The following is a 21,715-nucleotide window of genomic DNA, read 5'->3' on the forward strand; positions in this document are numbered from 1 at the left end:
GGTGATTCTCGTTCGGGTCGCTCATGTGCACGCTCGGAGAGCCAAACCGGGTGCTTGTGCGCGACGGGAGCCCGGCACGTGCCGTCCGAGTCGCCCATATGGTCGTCCAGAACGCCGACGCCGGTGCATATGAGCGACTCGAGGGGGCAGAGGGAGCTCCGCGTCGCACATGCTCAGCCCCGTTGGGCGCGGGCGTAAGTGCGCCGTGCACGTCGCCCGTCCGCGCCTGGCTTGCCGCCGCCGCGGTCGCTCGACGGCCGCCGGCGCGCCCGGGGCGGGGGAGGGGCGCCCTCCGCGTCCGCGCGGGCGGCGGCGCCGGCACACGAAAATGCCCCCGGACGCGTCGTCCGGGGGCATTTTCGTGACCGAGGTTAGTGCGACTTGTCGCCGTCCTCGTCGATCACGTGACCGTGGCCGTCGAGCGCCGGCGGCTGGCCGTGGTCGGCGAGCGTGTGCTGCTGGTGGTGCAGCGCCGCCTCGTACTCGGCGTTGGTGAGCGGCTGCAGGCGGTCCTCGAAGAACCAGCGCGACAGCGCCGCGCGGAACTTCTGACCCCCGGTGATCCGACCGTTCGCGTTCGGGCGCGCGATCAGCGGCTCGTACGTCTCGTCGGCGACGAGCTTCCAGCGCTCGTACGCGTCGACCGGCTTGTGGACCTCCTGGTACTCGCCGCCCGGGAGGCGCACGATGCGGCCCGACTCGTAGCCGTGCAGCGCGATCTCGCGATCCTTCTTCTGCAGGGCGATGCAGATGCGCTTCGTGATGAAGTACACCACCACCGTGCCGAGGATGAGCCCGGCCTGCAGCATGTGGATGACGCCCTCCATCGTGAGGCGGAAGTGCGTCGCGATGAGGTCCGAGGAAGCGGCGGCCCACAGCATGGCGTAGAACCACACGCCCGCCGCACCGATCGCGGTGCGCGTCGCGGCGTTGCGCGGACGCTGCGCGATGTGGTGCTCGCGCTTGTCGCCCGTGACCCACGCCTCGATGAACGGGTAGATCGCCACGATGACGATGAACACCACGAGGACCAGGAGCGGCACGAGCACGCCCATGGGAGCCACGTACGGGCCGATGTTGACGTCCCAGTGCGACGGGGCGAGGCGCAGGGCGCCGTCGGCGAAGCCGATGTACCAGTCGGGCTGGGTTCCCGCCGAGACGGGGGAGGGGTCGTACGGGCCGTAGCCCCAGATCGGGTTGATCTGCACCGTCGCGGCGATCAGGACGAGCGCGCCGAAGACGATGAAGAAGAACCCGCCCATCTTGGACATGTACACGGGCATCATCGGGTAGCCCACGACGTTGTTGTTCGTGCGGCCGGGGCCCGCGAACTGCGTGTGCTTGTTGACGATCATCAGCACGAGGTGCACGGCGATCAGCGCGATGACGAGCAGCGGCAGGATCAGGATGTGCAGCGTGTACAGGCGGCCCACGATCGCGTCGCCCGGGAACTCGCCGCCGAAGAGCAGGTACGAGGTCCACGGCCCGATCACCGGGATGCCCTTGATCATGCCGTCGATGATGCGCAGGCCGTTGCCCGAGAGCACGTCGTCCGGGAGCGAGTAGCCCGTGAAGCCCTCGGCCATGGCCAGGACGAACAGCACGAAGCCGACGACCCAGTTGAGCTCGCGGGGCTTACGGAACGCGCCCGTGAAGAACACGCGCAGCATGTGCACGCCGATGCCGGCGACGAAGGTCAGCGCGGCCCAGTGGTGCAGCTGCCGCACGAGGAGGCCGCCGCGCAGGTCGAAGCTGATGTGCAGCGTCGACTCCATGGCGGCCGACATCGCGATGCCGCGCATGGGCTCGTACGCGCCGTAGTAGTAGGTCTCGACCATCGAGGCCTGGAAGAAGAACGTCAGGAACGTTCCCGAAATCAGGACGACGACGAACGACCACAGGGCGATCTCGCCGAGCATGAACGACCAGTGGTCGGGGAAGACCTTGCGGCCGAGTGCCTTGACGAGGCCCGAGAGGCTCGTGCGCTCGTCAAGATAGTTCGCGGTCGCGCCGACGAACCGCCCGCCCAGCGGCGCCTTCTTCTCTTCTGTAGCGGTCGCGGTGCTCAATGGATCTCCCAGAAGGTCGGGCCGACGGGCTCGGTGAAGTCGCTCTGCGCGACGAGGTAACCCTCGTCGTCCACCGTGATCGGCAGCTGCGGCAGCGGGCGCGACGCCGGCCCGAACACGACCTTGGCCTCGTCCGACACGTCGAACTGCGACTGGTGACACGGGCACAGCAGGTGGTGCGTGTGCTGCTCGTACAGCGCGACGGGGCAGCCGACGTGCGTGCAGACCTTCGAGTAGGCCACGATGCCGTCGTACGACCAGTCCTTGCGCTCTTCGCTCTCGGTGAGCTGCTCGGGGCGCATGCGCACCATGAGTACCATCGCCTTGGCCTTCTCGTTGAGATAGCCGTCGTGGTGGCTGAGGCCAGCAAGCGACTCGGGGATCACGTGGAACGCGGATCCGAGCGTCACGTCGGAGGCCTTGATACGCGTGCCGTCGGGGTCGCGCGTGAGGTGCTCGCCCTCGGCCCACATCGTCTGCTTGAGAAGCGCGACCGGGTCCTTGCCGTCGTTTGGCGCCAGGCCGCGGAAAAGCGTGATCCCGGGGAGGATCGAGGCGGCCAGCGCCGCGAACAGCGAGTTACGGATCATCTTGCGACGCCCGAAGCCCGACTCCTCGTTGGCCTGCCGGAACACATCCGTCGCGCCCTCGCGCGTCTCGACGGTCCCGCGCGTGGCGTGACGCTCCTCGACGTGCTCCTTGTCGCTCATGATCGATTTCGACCAGTGAATCGCGCCGACGCCGATGGCGAGGAGCGCGAACGCGATGCCGAGCCCGATGTAGAGGTTGTTGTTCCGGATCGAGGTGAACTCCATGTCCTCGATCGGGAAGAGCATGTACGCCGCGACGGCCCAGATGCTGGCGGCCACCGAGATGTAAAAGAGGGTGTAAATGGTCCGCTCGGCGCGCTGCGCGGCCTTCGGATCCTTGTCGGTGATGCGCTCCCGGTGCGGCGGGAGGCCCGGGTTCTTCACCGGGTCGTCGATCGCGACGGCCAGGCCGGAAGAGGGCTGCTGCGCCTTCTCCACACCCGTCGAATCGTCGTGTGCCATCGTGCTCCTTGTCACGTCCTCGTCGTTCGCCATGCTCAGTTCGACTTCGCCGTAATCCAGACGGCGACGGCGATGAGCCCGCCGATACCGAAGATCCAGATGAACAGACCCTCGGACACGGGGCCGAGCGATCCGAGCGTGAATCCGCCGGGTGCCTGGGCCTCCTGCTGGTAGAGGAGCGCCGAGATGATGTCGCGCTTGTCCTCTTCCGTGAGGTTCATGTTGTTGAACACGGGCATGTTCTGGGGGCCGGTCACCATCGCCGCGTAGATGTGCAGCGCGGAGGTGTCCTGGATGTCCGGGGCGAACTTGCCCTCGGTGAGCGCACCGCCCGCGGCGGCGACGTTGTGGCACATGGCGCAGTTGATGCGGAATAACTCCGCGCCGCGCGACACGTCGCCCTCGCCGTCGAGGATCTCCTCGCTCGGGAAGCCCGGGCCTGGGGCGACGGACTGCACGTACTCGGCCATCGAGAGGATCTGGTCCTCCGTGAACTGCACGGGCTTCTGATCGGCCTGTGGGCCCTGCATCTGCATGGGCATGCGGCCCGTGGAGACCTGGAACTCGACGGCGAGCGCGCCGACGCCCGTGAGGGCGGGGCCGTTGTCGGTGCCCTCGAGGTTGAGGCCGTGGCACGTGGCGCAGTTCGCCTGGAACAGCTTCTCGCCGTCCTCGACGTCGACGCTTGCGCTCGTCGTCTGGGCCGACTCACCGGTCGACGCGACGGCGGCGGTGGCGCCCGCGTAGAGGCCGCCGGTCATCAGGAGACCGACGGCGATCAGCGCGGCTGCGGCGAACGGGCTGCGACGGCCCTGGGAGCGGCGCGTTTTCTTCACTCGAGACATGTTGCGTAGTGCTCCGCTCTTACTGCAGGAAGTAGATGACGGCGAACAGGGCGATCCAGACGACGTCGACGAAGTGCCAGTAGTAGGACACGACGATCGCCGTCCGGGCCTCCTTGAAGGTGAACTTCCTCACGGCGAACGCGCGTCCGATCGTGAGCAGGAAGGCCACGAGGCCGCCGGTCACGTGGAGGGCGTGGAAGCCCGTGGTGAGGTAGAACGCCGAGCCATAGGAATCGCCGGAGAGCGTGACGCCGTGGTGAACCAGCTGGGCGTACTCCCACACCTGCCCGGACACGAAGATCGCGCCGAGCGCGAACGTGATCCAGAACCACGGGACCATCCCGATGCTGCGCCAGCCGCGCCCCTTGACGTTGTAGGGCTGGAGGCGCTCAGCCGCCCACACGCCGAACTGGCACGTCACGGAGGACAGCACCAGGATCACGGTGTTGATGAAGGCGAACGGGATGTTGAGCGCGGACGTCTGCTCTTCCCACAGCCCGGGGGAGGTGCTGCGGAGCGTGAAGTAGATCGCGAAGAGGCCCGCGAAGAACATCACCTCGGAGCCGAGCCACACGATCGTGCCGACGCTGACAGGATCGGGGCGCTTCACCGTTCTGGGCGCGGGGGCATACGTAGCTGGGGTCGTCACCCAACCATTATTGCCGATACCGAGCGGGGATTTTTGCATCTTCGCGTGTGAGGCGGCCCTTACCTCGCATATGCGCTCGCCGTGAATCGCCCAGGGCGCGGGTGAGAAAGTGCAGGTCGTAGCGCGAGAAGCGGATCCGGCGGCGGGGAGGCGCGGGCCGCGGTCGAATTTCTACGCCGTGTCGACATCCCGGTCAATCCCCTACGATCGGCACCATGACGCAGTTCCGCTGGCCCGACATCCTCACCACCGTCGTCGCCGGAGACGACCTCACCGTCTCCCAGGCGGAGTGGGCCATGCGACAGGTCATGGATGGTGACGCCTCGCCTGCGCAGCTTGGCGGCCTCCTGACGGCCCTCCGCGCCAAGGGCGAATCGGTGGAGGAGGTGATCGGCTTTCGCGACGCGATCCTGGATGCCGCGGTGCCGCTCCCGGTGGATCCGCACGTGCTCGACATTGTGGGAACCGGCGGCGACCGCTACGGGACGGTCAACATCTCGTCGACCGCGTCGATCATTGTCGCGGCCACCGGCATCCCCGTGGTCAAGCACGGCAACCGCGCGGTCAGTTCGCGCGCCGGGTCCTCGGACGTGCTGAGCGAGCTCGGGATCGACCTGCGGCTCTCCCCGGATCGCGTCGCGGGGGTCCTCGACGAGGCGGGCATCACGTTCGCCTGGGCCGCGGCCTTCCACCCGGGGTTCAAGCACGCGGCGCCCGTGCGCGCGGAGCTCGGCGTGCCCACCGTCTTCAACTTCCTCGGCCCGCTCGTGAACCCCGCCCGCGCGGAGGCGAACGCGGTCGGCGTGGCCTCGGCCGCGACCGTGCCGATCATCACGGGCGTGTTCCGGACCCGCGGGGCGACGGCTCTCGTCTTCCGCGGAGAGGACGGCCTCGACGAGCTGACGACGACCGGATACAGCCGTATCTGGCAGATCTCGAACGGCGACATGCACGAGTTCGACGTCCACCCGCGCGACGTCGGCCTCCCCACCGCGACGATCGAGGATCTCCTGGGGGGAACCCCCGCAGACAACGCGGCGACCCTGCGTCGCACGCTGGGGGGCGAGAGCGGTCCCGTCCGAGACGTCGTGCTCCTGAACGCGGCGGCCGGAATCGTCGCGTACCGGCTGTCGCAGGACCCGACGCAGGCCGATCGCAATCTCATCGCCCGCCTGCGCGAGGCGCTCGAGGAGGCCGCGGCGGCCGTGGATGACGGTCGCGCCACGGCGAAGCTCGCAGCGTGGGTGTCGGCGAGCACGCGCGCCGTCGCCGGCTGATCGCTCCGTCCTCAGGCCGCGCGGTCCGCCGCGCACGTACGATGGGTGCGGTCAAACACGGGAGTTCTCACACATGGAATGGTTCGTTCCTGTCCTGATCGCGGTCGCGGTCGTTGTCGTCGCCGGCGTGTACCTCTGGGCGTCCTATCGCTCGCTCGCGGCTCTCGAGGCCCGCGTCCAGGAGCAGTGGGAGGTCGTCGAGGCCGCCCTCGCGCGCCGCGCGGAGCTCGTGCCGCAGGCCATCGACGCCGTGCGCGCGCACGCGGATCACGAGAAGGCCGTCTTCGAGAACGCGTCGCGCGCCCGCGGCGAGGTGCTCGCGGCGAGCGGGCCGACCGCGGCCGGCGCCGCGGACCAGCACCTGCAGGCGTCCGTCGCGAGCCTCATGGCGGTGGCGGAGGGGTACCCGGCGCTCCAGTCCGACACGGGATTCCTCGCGCTCTCGCGGGAACTCGTGGACGCGGAGAACGACGTGCAGTCCGCCCGCCGCTCCTACAACGGCGGTGCGCGCGAGGTGAACGTCAAGATCCGCCATTTCCCCGCGCGCATGTTCGCAGGAGGAGTCGGCGCGTCCGAGCGCGAGTTCTTCGAGGCGCCCCACGCGTCGGCCGTGCGACAGCCCCCGCGCGTCCAGTTCTGACACCCACGCGGGCGCGCGGGGAATAGACTCCCAGGAATGAGCGTCAACGCCCGCCGGCGCGGCCCGTTCGGCCGCCGCACCGCACCGCAGCGGGACCCGGCGCGCATCGAGGAGACCGTGACGGACACCGTCCCACGCGGCCTGCAGATTGCCGCGGCCTACGGGTGGCGACTGCTCGTGCTGGCGGGCGTCGTCGCGCTCATCGTGTGGCTCGTGATCGAGTTCACCCTCATCGTCGTACCCGTCCTGATCGCGGTGCTCCTCGCGGCGCTGCTGTGGCCCGGATTCTCGTGGATGCTCCGTCGGCGCGTGCCGCGAGCCGTGGCGATCGTTGTCTCGCTCGTGACGACCCTCGGCCTCATCACGGGATTGGTCTGGCTGGTCGTGTGGCAGGTACGGGAACAGGCGGAGGAGGTCCAGGCGCGGGGCGCCGAGCGCTGGGCACAGTTCCAGGACTGGGTGCTGCAGACGGGGATCCTCCCGGCGGATCAGGTGGAAGAGATCCTGGGGTTCGCGGCGGACTTCCTGCGCGAGCAGAGCCACGTGCTGCTGACCGGGGCGTGGTCGGTCGGAACTACCGTCGGTCATGTCGCCGCGGGGGCCCTCCTCGCGGCCTTCACGCTGGTCTGCCTCCTCACGGACGGGGAGGGCATCTGGCGATGGACGGTCCGGCTCTTCCCGTCGCGCGCCCGCGACGCGGTGGACGCGGCGGCGCGCAACGGGTGGGCGACGCTGATGAACTACGCCCGCACGCAGATCTTCGTCGCGTCGATCGACGGCCTCGGGATCGGCCTCGGCGCCGCCCTCCTCGGCGTCCCGCTCGCCATCCCCATCGGCGTCGTGGTCTTCCTGGCGTCGTTCGTGCCCTTCGTCGGCGCGATCGTGTCGGGCGCGCTCGCCGTGGTCATCGCCCTGGTGTACAACGGCCCCATCATCGCGATCGCGATGCTCGCCGTCGTGCTCGCGGTCCAGCAGCTCGAGAGCCACGTGCTGCAGCCGCTCATCATGGGCGCGGCGGTGCGCGTGCACCCGCTCGCGGTCGTCCTCGTCGTGATGGCCGGATCCATGGCGGGTGGGATCGCGGGCGCGCTGTTCGCCGTCCCGCTGGCGGCGTTCGTCAACGTCGTCGCCGTGACGCTGTCGTCGCGGTCGTGGCACACGGGCGACCTGCCCGAGCAGGATTTGATCTGGAGAACCGAGCCCAAGAAGATCGGGCGAGGCGAGGAGGAGAACGCATGACCGATGTCGAGATGCCGTCGCTCGAGGAGTTCGCGGAGGCCGCGCGCGGCCTCCAGCCCGTGATCGAACGGACGCCCATTCAGGCGTCGCAGCACCTGAGCGAGGTGCTCGGAGAGGAGGTCATCCTCAAGCTGGAGAACCTCCAGCGCACCGGGTCCTTCAAGGTGCGCGGGGCCACGCACCGCCTCTCGCGCCTGACGGCCGAGGAGCGTTCGCGCGGCGTCGTCGCGGCATCGGCGGGCAACCACGCGCAGGGCGTGGCGCTGGCCGCGCAGCAGCTCGGGATCCCCGCCACGATCTACATGCCGCTCGGCGTGCCGGTGCCGAAGCTGCTCGCGACGCGCGGGTACGGCGCCGAGGTGGTGCTCGAGGGTGCGACGGTCGAGGTCGGTCTGCGGCTCGCGGCCGAGCACGCCGAGCGCGAGGGAGCGGTGCTCATTCACCCCTTCGACCACCGCGACATCATCGTCGGCCAGGGAACGCTCGGGCTGGAGCTGCTCGAGCAGGCGCCCGACGTCGAGACGATCATCACGGGGATCGGCGGGGGAGGCCTCATCTCGGGCGTGGCCGCGGCGGCCAAGGCGAAGGCGCGCGCGGAGGGCCGGGACATTCGGATCATCGGTGTCCAGGCGGAGAACGCCGCCGCCTACCCGCCCTCCCTGGAGGCCGGGGCGCCCGTGTCCGTCACGACCCAGCCGACGATCGCGGACGGGATCCTCGTCGCGCGCCCCGGGGACCTGCCGTTCCGGCTGATCCACGAGCTCGTCGACGAGGTCGTCACGGTCAGCGACGACGACATCGCCCGCGCCCTGCTCGCCCTCCTCGAGCGGGCGAAGCAGGTCGTGGAGCCGGCTGGCGCGGTCGGCGTCGCGGCGATCCTCGCGGGCAAGGTCCGCGCGCAGGGCAAGACCGCCGTCATCCTCTCCGGCGGAAACATCGACCCGCTGCTCCTGCAGCGCGTGGTGTCGCACGGCCTGGCCGCGGCGGGTCGCTACATGACCATCCGGATCCCGTTGCCCGACCGCCCGGGGCAGCTCGTCCAGGTCTCCGAGCTGCTCGCCCAGACGGGCGCCAACGTGATCGAGGTCTTGCACACCCGGCACGGGCAGGGCATGCAGATCAGCGAGGTGGTGCTGCAGATTTCGGTCGAGACGCGGGGCGAAGAACACCGGACGCTCGTGCTCGAGGCGCTCCGCGGAGGCGGGTTTCGGCCCGAGATCGTCCCCGACTGATCGGACAACGAGAAACGGCCCCGCCGAGGCGGGGCCGTTTCTCGTGTGCGGGCCTCAGCCCGTGAAGGTCTCGACCTTGACGATCTCGACCGGGATCTCCTTGCCGTTCGGCGCGGTGTAGGAGCCCGTGTCGCCCTCCTTCATGCCGATGATGGCGGATCCGAGGGGGCTCTGCTCGCTGTAGACGTCGAGCTCGGTGCCGCCCGCGATCTCCCGGCTCCCCAGGAGGAACTTCTCCTCGTCGCCGAGGATGCGCGCCGTGATCACGGTGCCCGGGGCGACGGTGCCGTCGGCCTCGGGGGCCTCGCTGATCTGCGCGTCCTTGAGGATCGCGGCGAGCTGGCGGATCCGCGCCTCCTGCTTGCCCTGCTCGTCCTTTGCGGCGTGGTAGCCGCCGTTTTCGCGCAGGTCGCCCTCTTCGCGCGCCGCCTCGATGCGCTTGGCGATCTCCTCGCGGCCGACGGTCGAGAGGCGCTCGTGCTCGGCGGCGAGCCGGTCGTAGGCCTCCTGGGTGAGGAAGGGCGAGGTCTCGTTCGACACGGTGATCTCCTTTTGCAGATCGAGGGATCCGAGAATCGGTATCCGACAGAATCTACCGGAGCGTGCAGGAGTTGACGAATCCCGTCGTCGCCTCCGCGACGGTGCGCACGGTCTCGGTGTGGTCCCCCGAGATGGCGCCCGTGGCGGGGAGCTCGACGACGCGCCACCCGACCGTGCCGAAACTCTCGTCGAGGGCCTCGAGGACGCACACGACTGGCTCGTCGCCCGCCGAGGTGACGCGGAAGGACACGGCGACCTCGCCGGATCCCGCGACCTCGAAACCGAGGTCGTCCACGTCGACAGCGCGGGCGTTCGCGGCGTATGCGGTCCACCCGAGATACGCCACCGCCAGGACGATCGCGGCGATGCCCCCCACCCACCACGCGCGCCGACGGGATCCGCTCGCGGTCCGGCCGTATCGGTCGTCGAGCTCCGCGGTGGTCGTCACGTGCGCCTCTCAGGTGTCGGAGGAATAGGCTGGGGAGGTTCCAGATTACCCGTCGTGACCCCAGGAGCCGTCGATGCGCGCCCTCACCACCCTCGTTCTCACGGGACTCGAGGAGACGCCCGTTCCGACGCAGACCGTCGATCCCGACCTCGTCACGCCGGGACCGCTGGGCTTCCTCATCGTCGCGCTCGTCGTCGTCGCCGTGGTGCTGCTCGTGATCGACATGCTGCGCCGCGTGCGCCGCGTGCGGTACCGCGAGGAGGTCACGCAGATGCTGGACGCGGAGGAGGCGGCCGCGCGGGCGGAGCGGCCCGAGGGATCCGCGCCCGACGAGGAGCGTCCGAGCGGCGACGCGGGCCCTACCCCGCGTTAAACGCCGGCTCAAGCGCGATCAGGAGCGCCGCCGTCCAGTGGCAGAGGAAGGCCAGGACGGTGCAGACGTGGAAGATCTCGTGGAAGCCGAAATGGTTCGGCCAGGGGTTCGGGCGCTTCAGCGCGTACACCACGGCGCCCGCGGAGTAGAGCAGCCCGCCGACCACCACGAGGATCATCATCGGGACGCTGGCGCGGAAGAGATCCGGCATGTACATGACCGCCGCCCACCCGAGCGCGAGGTAGAGGGCGACGTAGAGCCATCGCGGCGCCCCGATCCAGAGCACGCGGAAGAGGATCCCCAGCACGGCCCCGCCCCAGACCGCCACCAGGAGGATCACGCCCTTCTCGGGCGGGAGCGCCAGCACGCCGATCGGCGTGTACGTCCCGGCGATCAGGAGCAGGATGTTGGCGTGGTCGATCCGCTTGAGCACGGCCTTCGTCGTCGGGCCCCAGTTGAACCGGTGGTAGACGGCGGAGTTTCCGAAGAGCATCAGGGACGACACCATGAACACGGCCGACGCCCACTTTGCGGGCGCGCCGTCCGCCAGCGCGATGAGCACGATGCCGGCGGCCAGCGCGACGGGGGCGGTTCCCGCGTGGATCCAGCCGCGCCACGAGGGCTTGATCTCGGGGGCAAGGGGCGCATCCGCTTCGATCAGCGGGAGGTGCGGCATGTGCGCGCCGTCGTCGGTCGTGGGCTCTGGCGTCTCGCGCGGGCTCATCCGCTGAGCGTACGCCGCCGCGTATGCCCGGAGCGACACATGCGGCGTGCGGGAGCGACCGCGGTATCGTCGTGGTGTGGTGACGAGCTCGCGGTCGAATGAGGGGAGGGGTCCCCTCTACCGCCTCTATGCGTCGCGCCTGCGCCGACAGATCGACGCGGATCGGGTTCCTCACCACGTGGCGATGATGATCGACGGGAATCGCCGGTGGGCGCGCCAGCTGGGATTCGAGACCCCCGCGCACGGGCACCGCGCGGGCGCGGCCAAGATGGTCGACTTCCTCGGCTGGTGCGATGATCTCGGGGTCGAGGTCGTGACGCTGTACCTCCTGTCGGGCGACAACGTCGTCAAGCGCGATTCGGCCGAGCTCGCCGACCTGATCGAGATCATCGCGGGCCTCGCGGGCCGGCTGTCCCGGCGCGGCGACTGGCGCGTGCAGCACGTCGGCCGCGACGACCTGCTGCCCGATTTCCTTCTCGCCGCGCTCCGCGACGCCGAGTCGCGCACCGAGGAGAACACCGGCCTGCACGTGAACCTCGCGGTGGGGTACGGCGGCCGCAACGAGATCGTCGACGCGGTCCGTCAGATCATCGCGAAGCACGACGCGCGGGGCGGATCCCTCGAGGAGCTGGCCGCGAGCCTCACGCCGGACGTCATCGGAGAACACCTGTACACGCGAGGGCAGAAGGATCCGGACCTCGTGATCCGCACCTCGGGGGAGCAACGCCTCAGCGACTTCCTCCTGTGGCAGAGCGCTCACAGCGAGTTCTATTTCGTCGAGGCGCTCGGCCCCGACCTGCGCGAGGTCGATTTCCTCCGCGCCATCCGCGACTACGGTTCCCGCGACCGCCGCTTCGGCAAGTAACGCCTCGGTTCGTGAACGCCGTGTGAAATCCGGCTGAGGACCCTTTCGAATCACACCGGTGTGATTTACCGTCAGGGCATCGGGCAGAGCGCTCGATCGAGTCGGCCTTCTGGATCGCGACTCGTGGCCCCAGGTCGACTCGAGGGACCGGGCGAGAGCCCGGCTGAGGGGAGTGGGCCGTGACTGCAGCCACCACGAATTCCACCCGACGCGCACGTTCCGCCCCGGCGGACGCCCGCACGGACCTCCGGACCTACGTGCTCGACACGTCGGTCCTGCTCAGCGACCCGCGGGCGCTGTTCCGTTTCGCCGAGCACTCCGTCGTCATCCCCGTCGTCGTGATCACCGAGCTTGAGGGCAAGCGGCACGACCCGGAGATCGGCTACTTCGCGCGTCAGGCCCTGCGGCTCCTCGACGACCTGCGCGTCGAGCACGGCCGGTTGGACTTCCCCGTGCCGACGGCGAGCGGCGGCACCGTGCGCGTCGAGCTCAACAACACGGATCCGCAGGTGCTCCCGAGCGGCATGCGCCAGGGCGACAACGACGCGCGCATCCTCGCGGTCGCGGCGCACCTGGCGGCCGATGGCCAGCACGTGACGATCGTGTCGAAGGACATGCCCATGCGCGTCAAGGCCGCCTCGCTCGGGATCCAGGCCGAGGAGTATCTCGCCGAGCAGGCGGTCGACTCGGGGTGGACGGGAATCGCCTCGCTCGCGGTCTCGGGCGACGACATGGCCGACCTCTACGAGGCCGAGGTCGCGATGCACGACGACGCGCGGGGGCTCCCGGTCAACACGGGCCTCGTCATCTCCTCGGAGCGCGGATCCGCCCTCGGGCGCGTGGCGGACGCGGACGGCTCGTTCCGGCTCGTCCGGGGAGACCGCGACGTGTTCGGCCTGCACGGGCGCTCGGCCGAGCAGCGCATCGCGATCGACCTGCTCCTCGACCCGGATGTCGGCATCGTCTCGCTCGGCGGGCGCGCCGGGACGGGGAAGTCGGCGCTCGCGCTGTGCGCGGGCCTGGAGGCGGTGCTCGAGCGGCAGCAGCAGAAGCGGATCCTCGTGTTCCGTCCCCTGTTCGCGGTCGGCGGGCAGGAGCTCGGCTACCTGCCGGGAGACCAGGCCGAGAAGATGAACCCGTGGGGCCAGGCCGTCTTCGACACGCTCGGATCCGTCGTGTCGGACAACGTGCTGGAGGAGGTCGTCGGGCGGGGGCTCTTGGAGGTTCTGCCGCTGACGCACATTCGCGGACGCTCGTTGCACGATGCCTTCGTCATCGTCGACGAGGCCCAGTCGCTCGAGCGCAACGTCCTCCTCACTGTGCTCAGCCGCATCGGCCAGAACTCGAAGGTGGTGCTCACGCACGACGTGCAGCAGCGCGACAACCTGCGCGTCGGCCGCCACGACGGCGTGGCGAGCGTCATCGAGACGCTCAAGGGCCAGGCGCTGTTCGGGCACGTCACGCTCACCCGGTCCGAGCGCTCCGAGATCGCGGCGCTCGTGACGAGCCTGCTCGAGGGCGACGAGCTCAGCTGACGGCGACGACAAACGGGGCGCGCGACCAGGTCGCGCGCCCCGTTCTTGGTCGCCGGGATCAGCCCGGGTGGGTCATCGAGAGCAGGTCGAGCTTCTCGTCGAGCTGCTCCTCGGTCAGTTCGCCGCGCGCGACGTAGCCGAGGTCGATGACGGCCTCGCGGACCGTGATGCCCTGCGCGACCGAGTGCTTCGCGATCTTCGCGGCGGCCTCGTAGCCGATGAGCTTGTTCAGGGGGGTGACGATCGACGGGCTCATGCCGGCGAGCGCCGTCACGCGCTCGTGGTTCACCGTCAGGCCGTCGATGGTCTTGTCGGCGAGCACGCGGCTCACGTTCGCGAGCAGGCGAATCGACTCCAGCAGCGCGGTGCCCATGACGGGGATCGCGACGTTGAGCTCGAACGCGCCCGAGGCGCCCGCGATCGTGATGGTCTGGTCGTTGCCGATCACGCGCGCGCAGACCATGAGCGTCGCCTCGGGGATGACGGGGTTGACCTTGCCCGGCATGATGGAGGAGCCCGGCTGCAGGTCGGGCAGGTGCAGCTCGCCCAGTCCCGTGTTGGGGCCCGACCCCATCCAGCGCAGATCGTTGTTGATCTTCGTCAGCGACACCGCGATCGTCCGCAGCGCGCCCGACGCCTCGACGAGCCCGTCGCGGTTTGCCTGGGCCTCGAAGTGGTCCACGGCCTCCGTCAGGGGCAGGCCGGTCTCGGCGACGAGGTTCGCGATGACCTTCTGGGGGAAGCCGAGCGGGGTGTTGATGCCCGTGCCGACGGCCGTGCCGCCCTGCGGGACCTCGGCGACGCGGGGCAGCGTTGCCTCGACGCGCTCGATGCCCAGGCGCATCTGGCGGGCGTATCCGCCGAACTCCTGGCCGAGCGTCACGGGCGTCGCGTCCATGAGGTGGGTGCGACCCGACTTGACGACGGTCTTCCACTCCTCGGCCTTGCGCTCGAACGCGCGCGCCAGGTGGTCGAGCGCCGGCACGAGGTCCGTGATGAGGGCCTCGGTCGCGGCCACGTGCACCGACGTCGGGAACACGTCGTTGGAGGACTGCGAGGCGTTGACGTGGTCGTTCGGGTGAACGTCCGCGCCGAGCTTCTCGGTCGCCAGCGACGACAGCACCTCGTTCATGTTCATGTTCGAGGAGGTTCCGGATCCGGTCTGGTACGTGTCGACCGGGAACTGGTCGTCGTACCGGCCCGTGACGACCTGGTCGGCGGCCCAGGCGATCGCGTCCGCGATCTCCCCGTCGAGCGTGCCGAGCTCCTTGTTCGCGAGCGCCGCGGCCTTCTTGATGCGCGCGAGCGCCGCGATCTGGCGCGATTCCAGGCCCGACCCGGAGATCGGGAAGTTCTCGACGGCGCGCTGCGTCTGCGCGCGGTACAGCGCGTTCTTCGGAACGCGCACCTCGCCCATCGTGTCGTGCTCGATGCGGTACTCGGTGTCGGTCACTTCGAAAACTCCTTCGTTCACTCGGCCGCGGCGGTTTCCGCGACTCCGACCAGCACGTCGGGCACGGCCGTGCCCTCCGCCAGGCGATAGTTGGCCCCGACGATCCCGAGGCGTCCGCTTGCGACGGCGTCGCTGATGAGCTCGGACGAGTGCAGGATCGACGTGATGGTGTCGCGCAGGTGCAGCTGGCCCACGCGCCACGCGTTGATTTCCTCGGCGTCCTCGCCGGCGGTGACCTGCTCCTGCCGTGCGCGCCGCACGGCCTGGACGATGGGGGACACCTGGCGCCAAATGGCCGACGGCAGCATGGGGGCGTCGGGGCGCAGGCTCTCGATGGCCGCGCCGACGGCGCCGCACTCGTCGTGCCCGAGCACGACGATCAGCGGGACCTTCAGCACCTCCACCGCGTACTCGAGCGAGCCCATGATCGACTCGCCCGTGACCTGGCCCGCGTTGCGCACGACGAACAGGTCGCCGAGGCCCATGTCAAAGATGATCTCCGCCGAGAGGCGGGAGTCGCTGCAGCCGAACAGCGCCGCGGTCGGCGTCTGGGCCGCCGCGATCTCGTGCCGCCGCTCGACATCCTGGTGCGGGTGCTGCGGGTCCCCGGCGACGAATCGCTCGTTGCCGTCGAGCATGCGCTGCCAGGCCTCGGCGGGTGTGATGGCGGTGTCGGTCATGATGCGCTCTCCTCCTGGAGCTCGGAAACATCCGGCGCGATCGCTTCCGCGAGCGCGCCGGCGGTGTCGGCGTCCGCACGGCCGTAGATCAGCACGTGATCTGGTCCGGCCTGGGTGCCGAGGGCGTAGGTGACGTTGCCGGTCTGGCCGGTGTCGGAGATCTCGTACTCGTCCCACGTCACGCCCCCGATGGTCACGCTGCCCGTGGGGGCGGATCCGCCGAGCGCCTGCGCGGCCCACGTCTCGTCGGCGTCGAATGCCTGCGCGAGGCGCACGAAGGACCGCGGCTCGTCGGGAATCGAGTTGTAGTTGATGGTCCAGACGGTGGGCGCGCCGGCCTCGACCTCGGCGAGGTTGAGATCCCATCCGGCGGGGGCGTCGGGCACGAGCACCTCGCGCCCGAGCTGCTCCTCGGACTGCGCCGCGATCGCGGCGACGTCGACGTCCGGAGCCTCGGCCAACTCGCCCCGCGGGACACCGAAGTAGACGACGGCCACGATGCCCAGGCTCACCGCGAGGGCGATGATGAGGTTACGAAAGGACTGGCTCTGGCGGTACCGGCGGGAGTTCTCCGCTTTGCGGGTGGCCTCCTCCTCGGGCGTCTCGGGGCGACCGAGGTGCGCCGCGATGCGCGGCTCCTTGGCCATCAGTCGGCCTGCTCGTCGCGCTCGGCGTTCGCGCGCGCGTCGTCGAGACGGCGCTTTGCGCCCAGGAGCCACTCTTCGCAGCGGCCGGCGAGAGCCTCGCCGCGCTCCCAGAGCGCGAGGGACTGCTCGAGCGTCGGCGCGCCCTGTTCGAGCTCCGAGACCACGCGCACAAGTTCATCGCGCGCTTGCTCGAAGGTGAGGGACGAGACGGCGGGGGCGGAGTCGGTCATCGCATCCATCCTACTTTTTCGGCGCGGGCGCCGCGGACACGGCCTCGCCGCGCGAGGTGGCGGCGAACGCCCCGCGCTCCAGCGTCACGGTCACCTCGGCCCCGGCCGGCGCGCCGCTCGCGTTGCGCAGGATCGCGCCGTCGGGGCCCTGCGCGATCGCATACCCGCGCGACAGCGTCGCGGCCGGCGACAGGGCGCGGAGCGAGGCCCGCAGCTCTCCCGTGCGCCGCTCACCCGCGTCCAGCGCGCGCGACACCGTGTCGCGCCCGCGCGAGACGGCGAGGAAGACGTCCTGCGCGCGGTCGCGGATGAGGCGCTCCGGGTCGCGCAGCGCGGGGCGCGAGCGCATCTGCTCGAGCTGCTGGATCCCGTGCTGGACCTGCTGCTGGAGCCGCGTGGTGAGCCGCGAGCGCAGCTGCGCGACGAGTGCGCGCTGCTCGCCGACGTCCGGCACGACGCGCTTGGCCGCATCGGTGGGCGTGGATGCGCGCAGGTCGGCGACCTCGTCGAGCAGCGGCCGGTCGTTCTCGTGCCCGATCGCGCTGACGACGGGCGTCTGGGCCGCGGCGACCGCGCGCACGAGCCGCTCGTCGCTGAAGCCGAGGAGGGTCTGCGGGTCTCCGCCGCCGCGCGCGATGATGATCACCTCGACGTCGGGGTCGGCGTCGAGCGTGGTGAGCGCGGCGACGATCTCGGGTACGCTGCGCTCGCCCTGGACCGCGGCGTGGATCGTCCGGAACTCCACCTGCGGCCACCGCAGCTGCGCGTTCCGGATGACGTCCTTCTCCGCGTCGGACTCGGCGCCCGTGATGAGCCCGATTGTCCCCGGGAGAAACGGCAGGCGGGCCTTGCGTGCGGGGTCGAACAGTCCCTCGGCCTGCAGCGCGCGGCGCAGCCGCTCCAGGCGCTCGAGCTGCGCACCGAGACCGACGTGGCGGAGGGAGGTGACCTGGAACGAGAGGGATCCGCGCTTGACGAAGTAGTCGGCCTTCACGCAGGCGACGACGCGGTCGCCGACCTGGAAGTCGTCGGTCAGGCGGCGCAGCACGCTCGACCACAGCTGGATGCCGAGCTGAGCGTCGCTCGCCAGGTCTTTCAGGCCGCCGAAGACGTTCGCGCCGCGGCGATTCCACTGCGTGATCTCGCCTTCGACCCACACGGATCCCCACCGATCGATCGACGCCTTGATGGTCTGGTTCAGGCGCGCGACCGACGTGGGCTGCTCGGGCGCAGAGTCGCGGGGCGAGACCGCGTCGCTCGGCGGGGCCTCGCCGGGGATGTTCTCTGGCTGAAAGGACGTCACGGATTCAGGGTATGCCCGAGGTCCGACACCCGAATCCACGTAGTCTGGGGGTATGAGCGCTACCGCCGTCTCGCTGCCCATTCCCCGGCTCCCCGTGCGTCGGGAGCCGCTGCGCGAGGTGCCCGTTGAAGGCACCCGGAAGATCCTGCTCGCCGCCCCCCGCGGGTACTGCGCCGGCGTCGACCGCGCCGTCATCACGGTCGAGAAGGCGCTCGATCGCTACGGCGCGCCCGTGTACGTGCGCAAGCAGATCGTCCACAACATTCACGTCGTGCGTGAGCTCGAGGCCAAGGGAGCGATCTTCGTGGAGGAGGTCGACGAGGTGCCGGAGGGCGCGCACGTCGTCTTCAGCGCGCACGGCGTCTCCCCGGCCGTGGTGGGAGCCGCCGAGGACCGCGGGCTCCGCGCGATCGACGCGACGTGCCCCCTCGTGACGAAGGTGCACCGCGAGGCGGTGCGGTTCGCGCGGGACGACTACCAGATCCTGCTCGTCGGCCACGAGGGCCACGAGGAGGTCGAGGGCACGGCCGGAGAGGCGCCGGACAACGTCACGATCGTCAACAGCCCGGAGGAGGCGGACACGGTCGAGGTCGACGACCCGTCGAAGCTCGTGTGGCTGTCGCAGACGACCCTGTCCGTCGACGAGACGATGGAGACCGTCGAGCGGCTGCGCGCGCGCTTCCCCGAGCTCAACGATCCACCCTCGGACGACATCTGCTACGCGACGCAGAACCGCCAGGTCGCGATCAAGAAGGTCGCCGTCGGCGCGGACCTCGTGATTGTCGTCGGATCCGCGAACTCCTCCAACAGCGTGCGCCTCGTGGAGGTCGCCCTGCAGTACGGGGCGAAGGCGGCGTACCGCATCGACTACCCGGACGAGGTCCGGCAGGAGTGGCTCGAGGGCGTGCGCACCATCGGGATCACGAGCGGCGCGAGCGTGCCGGACGTGCTCGTGCAGGAGCTCATGCGCGAGCTCGCCCAGGCGGGATTCGACGACGTCGAGGAGGTGCGCACGGCCGAGGAGGACCTGATCTTCTCCCTGCCGAAGGAGCTCCGGGACGGGCCGCGCGGCGGGCGCGGGGCCGCGGCGTGAGCGACGGATCCGCCCCCGAGCGCTCGCGCCCGAGATACGGCGAGTACGCGAGCCCCGAGGAGGTCGCGGCCCGCGGCGGCGTCCCGGCCGAGCCGATCGATCCCGCCCTCATCCCGCGCGACGCTCCGCCGGCCGCGCCCGCGGGCGCGCGGCCCGCACGGGCCTCCGCGCCGCAGGGCGGGTCCCGCCTCGCCGACCGGGTGCTCACGGTCGCGCTGCTCGCCTACGGCCTGATCAACACCCTCGGCGCGATCGGCATGTTCACGGATCCGCAGCAGCTCCTTGATCTCATGCAGATCGATGCGGAGCTCGCCGACTACGCGGGCCAGCGCATGGCGGGGGTTGCGTCGATCGTCGTCATGCTCGCGGGGTGGTGTGCGACGACCTGGTGGGTGTGGCGCCGGTGGGCGGCGGGGCGCTCGACCTGGTGGGTCGCGCTGGTCGCGGGCGTCGTCTTCACGTTCGTCGGCACGCTCATCGTGTCGGTCCCGCTGATCCAGGATCCCGGCGTCCTCGACGCGCTGCTGGAGATGCAGGGCGCGTAGGCCCCGGGAACGACGAAACGCCCCGTGCGCGCGCACGGGGCGTTTCGTCGTACAGGAGTCAGATCACGCGGAGATCGACTGGCCGTGCGAGCCGAGCTGCTGCGTGGCGGCGACGACGCGGGCGGCCATGGCCGACTCGGCGACCTTGCCCCAGGCGCGCGGGTCGTACTTCTTCTTGTTGCCGACCTCGCCGTCCACCTTGAGGACGCCCTCGTAGTTCTCGAGCATGTAGCCCGCGATCGAGCGCGTGAAGGCGTACTGCGTGTCGGTGTCGATGTTCATCTTGATGACACCGTTCGCCACGGCCGTGGCGATCTCCTCGTCCGTGGAGCCCGATCCGCCGTGGAAGACGAGGTCGAGCGGCTTCGCGCCCGTGCCGAACTTCTCGGCGATGCCCGCCTGGATCTCGCCGAGGAGCTCGGGGCGGAGCTTGACGCCGCCGGGCTTGTAGACGCCGTGGACGTTGCCGAAGGTCAGGGCCGAGATGTACTTGCCCTTCTCGCCGAGGCCGAGCGCCTCGACGGCCTTGGTCACGTCGCCCACAGTCGTGTAGAGCGCGTCGTTGGAGCCCTCGTGCTGGACGCCGTCCTCCTCGCCGCCGACGACACCGACCTCGATCTCGAGGATCGCGCCGATGGCGTGGGTGCGGGGGAGCAGCTGGGTGGCGATCTCGATGTTCTCGTCGAGCGGCACGGCGGATCCGTCCCACATGTGCGAGTTGAAGATCGGCTCGCCGCCGGCCTTGACGGCCTCCTCGCTCGCGGCGAGGAGCGGGAGCAGGAACCCGTCGAGGGCGTCCTTCGGGCAGTGGTCGGTGTGCACCGCGACCGTGATGGGGTAGTTCTTCGCGACCTCGCGCACGTAGCGCGCCATCGCGATCGCGCCGGTGGCGCGCGCCTTGACGGTGTGGCCCGCGAAGTAGTCGGCGCCGCCCGTGGTGACCTGGAGGATGCCGTCCGAGCCGGCCTCCGTCAGGCCCTGCAGGACGGCGTTGATCGTCTGCGAGCTCGAGACGTTGATCGCGGGGAAGGCGAAGCCGCCCTCCTTCGCGCGCGAGAACATCTCGGCGTACTGATCCGGGGTTGCGACCGGCATGACACGGCTCCTTCGTATCTAAGGGGTGAGAGCACCTTCAGCCTATGGGGTGCACGAGGGCGACGAAACACGGCGCGCGTCTCTGAACGTGAGGATAAGAATCGCGATTTCTTCGCGCCGCTCGGGTCGAAAATCGCCCCGAGCTGTCGCAGGGTGGGTCTACGCTCGGCTTCATGACGGCCGATCACGAGATCAATGACCCCCAGGACCTCATCCCGCTGCAGCCGGATCGGAACATCGCGCTCGAGCTCGTGCGCGCGACGGAGGCGGCCGCGATCCGCTCCTCGCCGTTCATCGGGCGCGGCCAGAAGGAGCTCGCCGACGGAGCGGCGGTTGACGCGATGCGCGCGTTCCTCGCGACCGTCGAGTTCGATGGCGTGGTCGTCATCGGTGAGGGCGAGAAGGACAACGCCCCCATGCTGTTCAACGGCGAGCACGTCGGCACCGGGCGCGGGCGCTCCTACGACATCGCGGTCGACCCGATCGACGGGACGACGCTGACCGCCGAGGGTCGGAACAACGCGCTCTCGGTGATCGCGATGTCGGAGCGCGGCACGATGCTCGACGCGTCGAGCGTGTTCTACATGGACAAGATCGTGACGGGGCCCGCGGGCGTCGGTGTGGTCGACATCCGCCAGCCGATCGGCGAAAACATCCGCCGTCTCGCGGCCGCGCTCGACAAGCCGGTCGAGGAGATGGTCGTCTCGGTGCTGAACCGTCCGCGCCACGAACAGCTCATCGCCGACATTCGCGCCACGGGTGCCGGCACGCGCCTCATGAGCGACGGCGACGTCGCCGGAGGGATCAACGCGGCCCGCCACGACGCGCGGACCGACATGTGCGTGGGCGTCGGAGGCAGCCCCGAAGGGATCGTGACGGCGTGCGCGATCAAGGCGCTCGGCGGCCACATCCAGGGCCGCATGTGGCCGCGCGACGACGCGGAGCGCCAGCAGGGCATCGACGCGGGCCTGCCGATGGACGCCGTTCTCGAGGCGGACGACATGGTCAAGGGGCGCAACACGATCTTCGTCGCCACGGGTGTCACCGACGGTGCCCTCGTCGCCGGGGTCAAGCGCAAGGAGGGGTACCTCTACACGGAGAGCGTCGTCCTGCGCGGTCACTCGGGCACGTTGCGACGGATTTCGAGCGACCACCTCGAGTCGAAGTGGCTCTGAGCCAGG

General features: G+C 70.0%; 23 protein-coding genes. 10 read left to right on the forward strand and 13 right to left on the reverse strand.

The window, feature by feature from the left end; translation table 11 throughout:
* Positions 1–371: 371 nt before the first annotated feature.
* Genes qcrB through ctaE form a run of 4 tightly spaced genes read right to left on the reverse strand, consistent with a single transcriptional unit; the run spans position 372 to position 4,654 of the window.
* Positions 372–2,069: a cytochrome bc1 complex cytochrome b subunit gene (qcrB, locus tag G8E01_RS05640; protein WP_205827228.1), complete on the reverse strand. Its 1,698-nt coding sequence runs from the start codon at positions 2,067–2,069 to the stop codon at positions 372–374.
* On the reverse strand, positions 2,066–3,121 hold the full coding sequence (gene qcrA, locus G8E01_RS05645; protein WP_166317027.1) for a cytochrome bc1 complex Rieske iron-sulfur subunit: 1,056 nt from the start codon (positions 3,119–3,121) through the stop codon (positions 2,066–2,068). Before qcrA ends, qcrB begins: the two co-directional genes overlap by 4 nt.
* A gap of 35 nt (positions 3,122–3,156) precedes the next feature.
* Positions 3,157–3,966, reverse strand: coding sequence for a cytochrome bc1 complex diheme cytochrome c subunit (qcrC, locus tag G8E01_RS05650; RefSeq protein ID WP_166317031.1), 810 nt, complete (start codon positions 3,964–3,966; stop codon positions 3,157–3,159).
* Positions 3,967–3,985: 19 nt separating this feature from the next.
* Positions 3,986–4,654, reverse strand: a complete 669-nt coding sequence (ctaE, locus tag G8E01_RS05655) for an aa3-type cytochrome oxidase subunit III (RefSeq protein WP_166317036.1) — start codon at positions 4,652–4,654, stop codon at positions 3,986–3,988.
* A gap of 176 nt (positions 4,655–4,830) precedes the next feature.
* On the opposite strand from ctaE, the gene trpD reads away from it, so the two are divergent.
* The 4 genes from trpD (at position 4,831) to ilvA (ending at position 9,003) form a co-directional block, all read left to right on the forward strand.
* A complete protein-coding gene (trpD, locus tag G8E01_RS05660; RefSeq protein ID WP_166317039.1) occupies positions 4,831–5,892 on the forward strand; it encodes an anthranilate phosphoribosyltransferase in 1,062 nt (353 codons plus the stop codon).
* A 73-nt stretch (positions 5,893–5,965) separates the two neighbouring features.
* Positions 5,966–6,532, forward strand: coding sequence for a LemA family protein (locus tag G8E01_RS05665; protein ID WP_155049015.1), 567 nt, complete (start codon positions 5,966–5,968; stop codon positions 6,530–6,532).
* 36 nt (positions 6,533–6,568) lie between these two features.
* Positions 6,569–7,771: an AI-2E family transporter gene (locus tag G8E01_RS05670; protein ID WP_166317042.1), complete on the forward strand. Its 1,203-nt coding sequence runs from the start codon at positions 6,569–6,571 to the stop codon at positions 7,769–7,771.
* The gene (ilvA, locus tag G8E01_RS05675) at positions 7,768–9,003 is read left to right on the forward strand and encodes a threonine ammonia-lyase (protein WP_166317045.1); all 1,236 of its coding nucleotides are present in this window, start codon (positions 7,768–7,770) and stop codon (positions 9,001–9,003) included. The genes G8E01_RS05670 and ilvA overlap by 4 nt, the downstream gene beginning before the upstream one ends.
* A gap of 54 nt (positions 9,004–9,057) precedes the next feature.
* Here ilvA and greA read toward each other — a convergent pair whose 3' ends face one another.
* Together greA and G8E01_RS05685 are read right to left on the reverse strand one after the other, a co-directional pair.
* A complete protein-coding gene (gene greA, locus G8E01_RS05680) occupies positions 9,058–9,543 on the reverse strand; it encodes a transcription elongation factor GreA (RefSeq protein ID WP_166317048.1) in 486 nt (161 codons plus the stop codon).
* Positions 9,544–9,595: 52 nt separating this feature from the next.
* A complete protein-coding gene (locus tag G8E01_RS05685) occupies positions 9,596–9,991 on the reverse strand; it encodes a DUF4307 domain-containing protein (RefSeq protein WP_166317051.1) in 396 nt (131 codons plus the stop codon).
* A gap of 73 nt (positions 9,992–10,064) precedes the next feature.
* Between G8E01_RS05685 and G8E01_RS05690 the strand changes: the two genes are divergently transcribed.
* Positions 10,065–10,364: a hypothetical protein gene (locus tag G8E01_RS05690; RefSeq protein ID WP_166317054.1), complete on the forward strand. Its 300-nt coding sequence runs from the start codon at positions 10,065–10,067 to the stop codon at positions 10,362–10,364.
* Here G8E01_RS05690 and trhA read toward each other — a convergent pair.
* On the reverse strand, positions 10,351–11,040 hold the full coding sequence (gene trhA / locus G8E01_RS05695) for a PAQR family membrane homeostasis protein TrhA (protein ID WP_166319748.1): 690 nt from the start codon (positions 11,038–11,040) through the stop codon (positions 10,351–10,353). The genes G8E01_RS05690 and trhA overlap by 14 nt on opposite strands.
* 127 nt (positions 11,041–11,167) lie before the next feature.
* On the opposite strand from trhA, the gene G8E01_RS05700 reads away from it, so the two are divergent.
* Both G8E01_RS05700 and G8E01_RS05705 read left to right on the forward strand, forming a co-directional pair.
* Complete coding sequence (locus tag G8E01_RS05700; RefSeq protein WP_166319750.1) at positions 11,168–11,953, forward strand: isoprenyl transferase; 786 nt, start codon at positions 11,168–11,170, stop codon at positions 11,951–11,953.
* Positions 11,954–12,132: 179 nt separating this feature from the next.
* Complete coding sequence (locus G8E01_RS05705) at positions 12,133–13,488, forward strand: PhoH family protein (RefSeq protein WP_166317057.1); 1,356 nt, start codon at positions 12,133–12,135, stop codon at positions 13,486–13,488.
* Between the two features lie 58 nt (positions 13,489–13,546).
* On the opposite strand, the gene G8E01_RS05710 is transcribed toward G8E01_RS05705, so the two are convergent.
* The 5 genes from G8E01_RS05710 to xseA are packed head-to-tail and all read right to left on the reverse strand — an operon-like array spanning position 13,547 to position 17,801.
* The gene (locus G8E01_RS05710; protein WP_166317060.1) at positions 13,547–14,941 is read right to left on the reverse strand and encodes an aspartate ammonia-lyase; all 1,395 of its coding nucleotides are present in this window, start codon (positions 14,939–14,941) and stop codon (positions 13,547–13,549) included.
* A 17-nt stretch (positions 14,942–14,958) separates the two neighbouring features.
* On the reverse strand, positions 14,959–15,621 hold the full coding sequence (locus tag G8E01_RS05715; RefSeq protein ID WP_166317063.1) for a carbonic anhydrase: 663 nt from the start codon (positions 15,619–15,621) through the stop codon (positions 14,959–14,961).
* On the reverse strand, positions 15,618–16,268 hold the full coding sequence (locus G8E01_RS05720; RefSeq protein ID WP_166317066.1) for a DUF4245 family protein: 651 nt from the start codon (positions 16,266–16,268) through the stop codon (positions 15,618–15,620). The genes G8E01_RS05715 and G8E01_RS05720 overlap by 4 nt, the downstream gene beginning before the upstream one ends.
* On the reverse strand, positions 16,268–16,498 hold the full coding sequence (locus G8E01_RS05725; protein WP_420826042.1) for an exodeoxyribonuclease VII small subunit: 231 nt from the start codon (positions 16,496–16,498) through the stop codon (positions 16,268–16,270). Before G8E01_RS05725 ends, G8E01_RS05720 begins: the two co-directional genes overlap by 1 nt.
* Before the next feature lie 10 nt (positions 16,499–16,508).
* A complete protein-coding gene (gene xseA, locus G8E01_RS05730) occupies positions 16,509–17,801 on the reverse strand; it encodes an exodeoxyribonuclease VII large subunit (protein ID WP_166317072.1) in 1,293 nt (430 codons plus the stop codon).
* Between the two features lie 52 nt (positions 17,802–17,853).
* On the opposite strand from xseA, the gene G8E01_RS05735 reads away from it, so the two are divergent.
* Together G8E01_RS05735 and G8E01_RS05740 are read left to right on the forward strand one after the other, a co-directional pair.
* Positions 17,854–18,894, forward strand: coding sequence for a 4-hydroxy-3-methylbut-2-enyl diphosphate reductase (locus G8E01_RS05735; protein ID WP_166317075.1), 1,041 nt, complete (start codon positions 17,854–17,856; stop codon positions 18,892–18,894).
* The gene (locus G8E01_RS05740; RefSeq protein WP_166317078.1) at positions 18,891–19,439 is read left to right on the forward strand and encodes a DUF6264 family protein; all 549 of its coding nucleotides are present in this window, start codon (positions 18,891–18,893) and stop codon (positions 19,437–19,439) included. Before G8E01_RS05735 ends, G8E01_RS05740 begins: the two co-directional genes overlap by 4 nt.
* 63 nt (positions 19,440–19,502) lie before the next feature.
* Here the strand turns inward: G8E01_RS05740 and fbaA are convergent, their stop codons facing one another.
* Entirely contained in the window at positions 19,503–20,534 is a 1,032-nt protein-coding gene (gene fbaA, locus G8E01_RS05745) for a class II fructose-bisphosphate aldolase (RefSeq protein ID WP_166317081.1), read from the reverse strand.
* Between the two features lie 173 nt (positions 20,535–20,707).
* Between fbaA and glpX the strand changes: the two genes are divergently transcribed.
* A complete protein-coding gene (glpX, locus tag G8E01_RS05750; protein WP_155049002.1) occupies positions 20,708–21,709 on the forward strand; it encodes a class II fructose-bisphosphatase in 1,002 nt (333 codons plus the stop codon).
* Positions 21,710–21,715: the final 6 nt, after the last annotated feature.

This window comes from Microbacterium excoecariae (genome assembly GCF_011326725.1).
In the GTDB taxonomy this organism is placed as follows: Bacteria; Actinomycetota; Actinomycetes; order Actinomycetales; family Microbacteriaceae; genus Microbacterium; species Microbacterium excoecariae.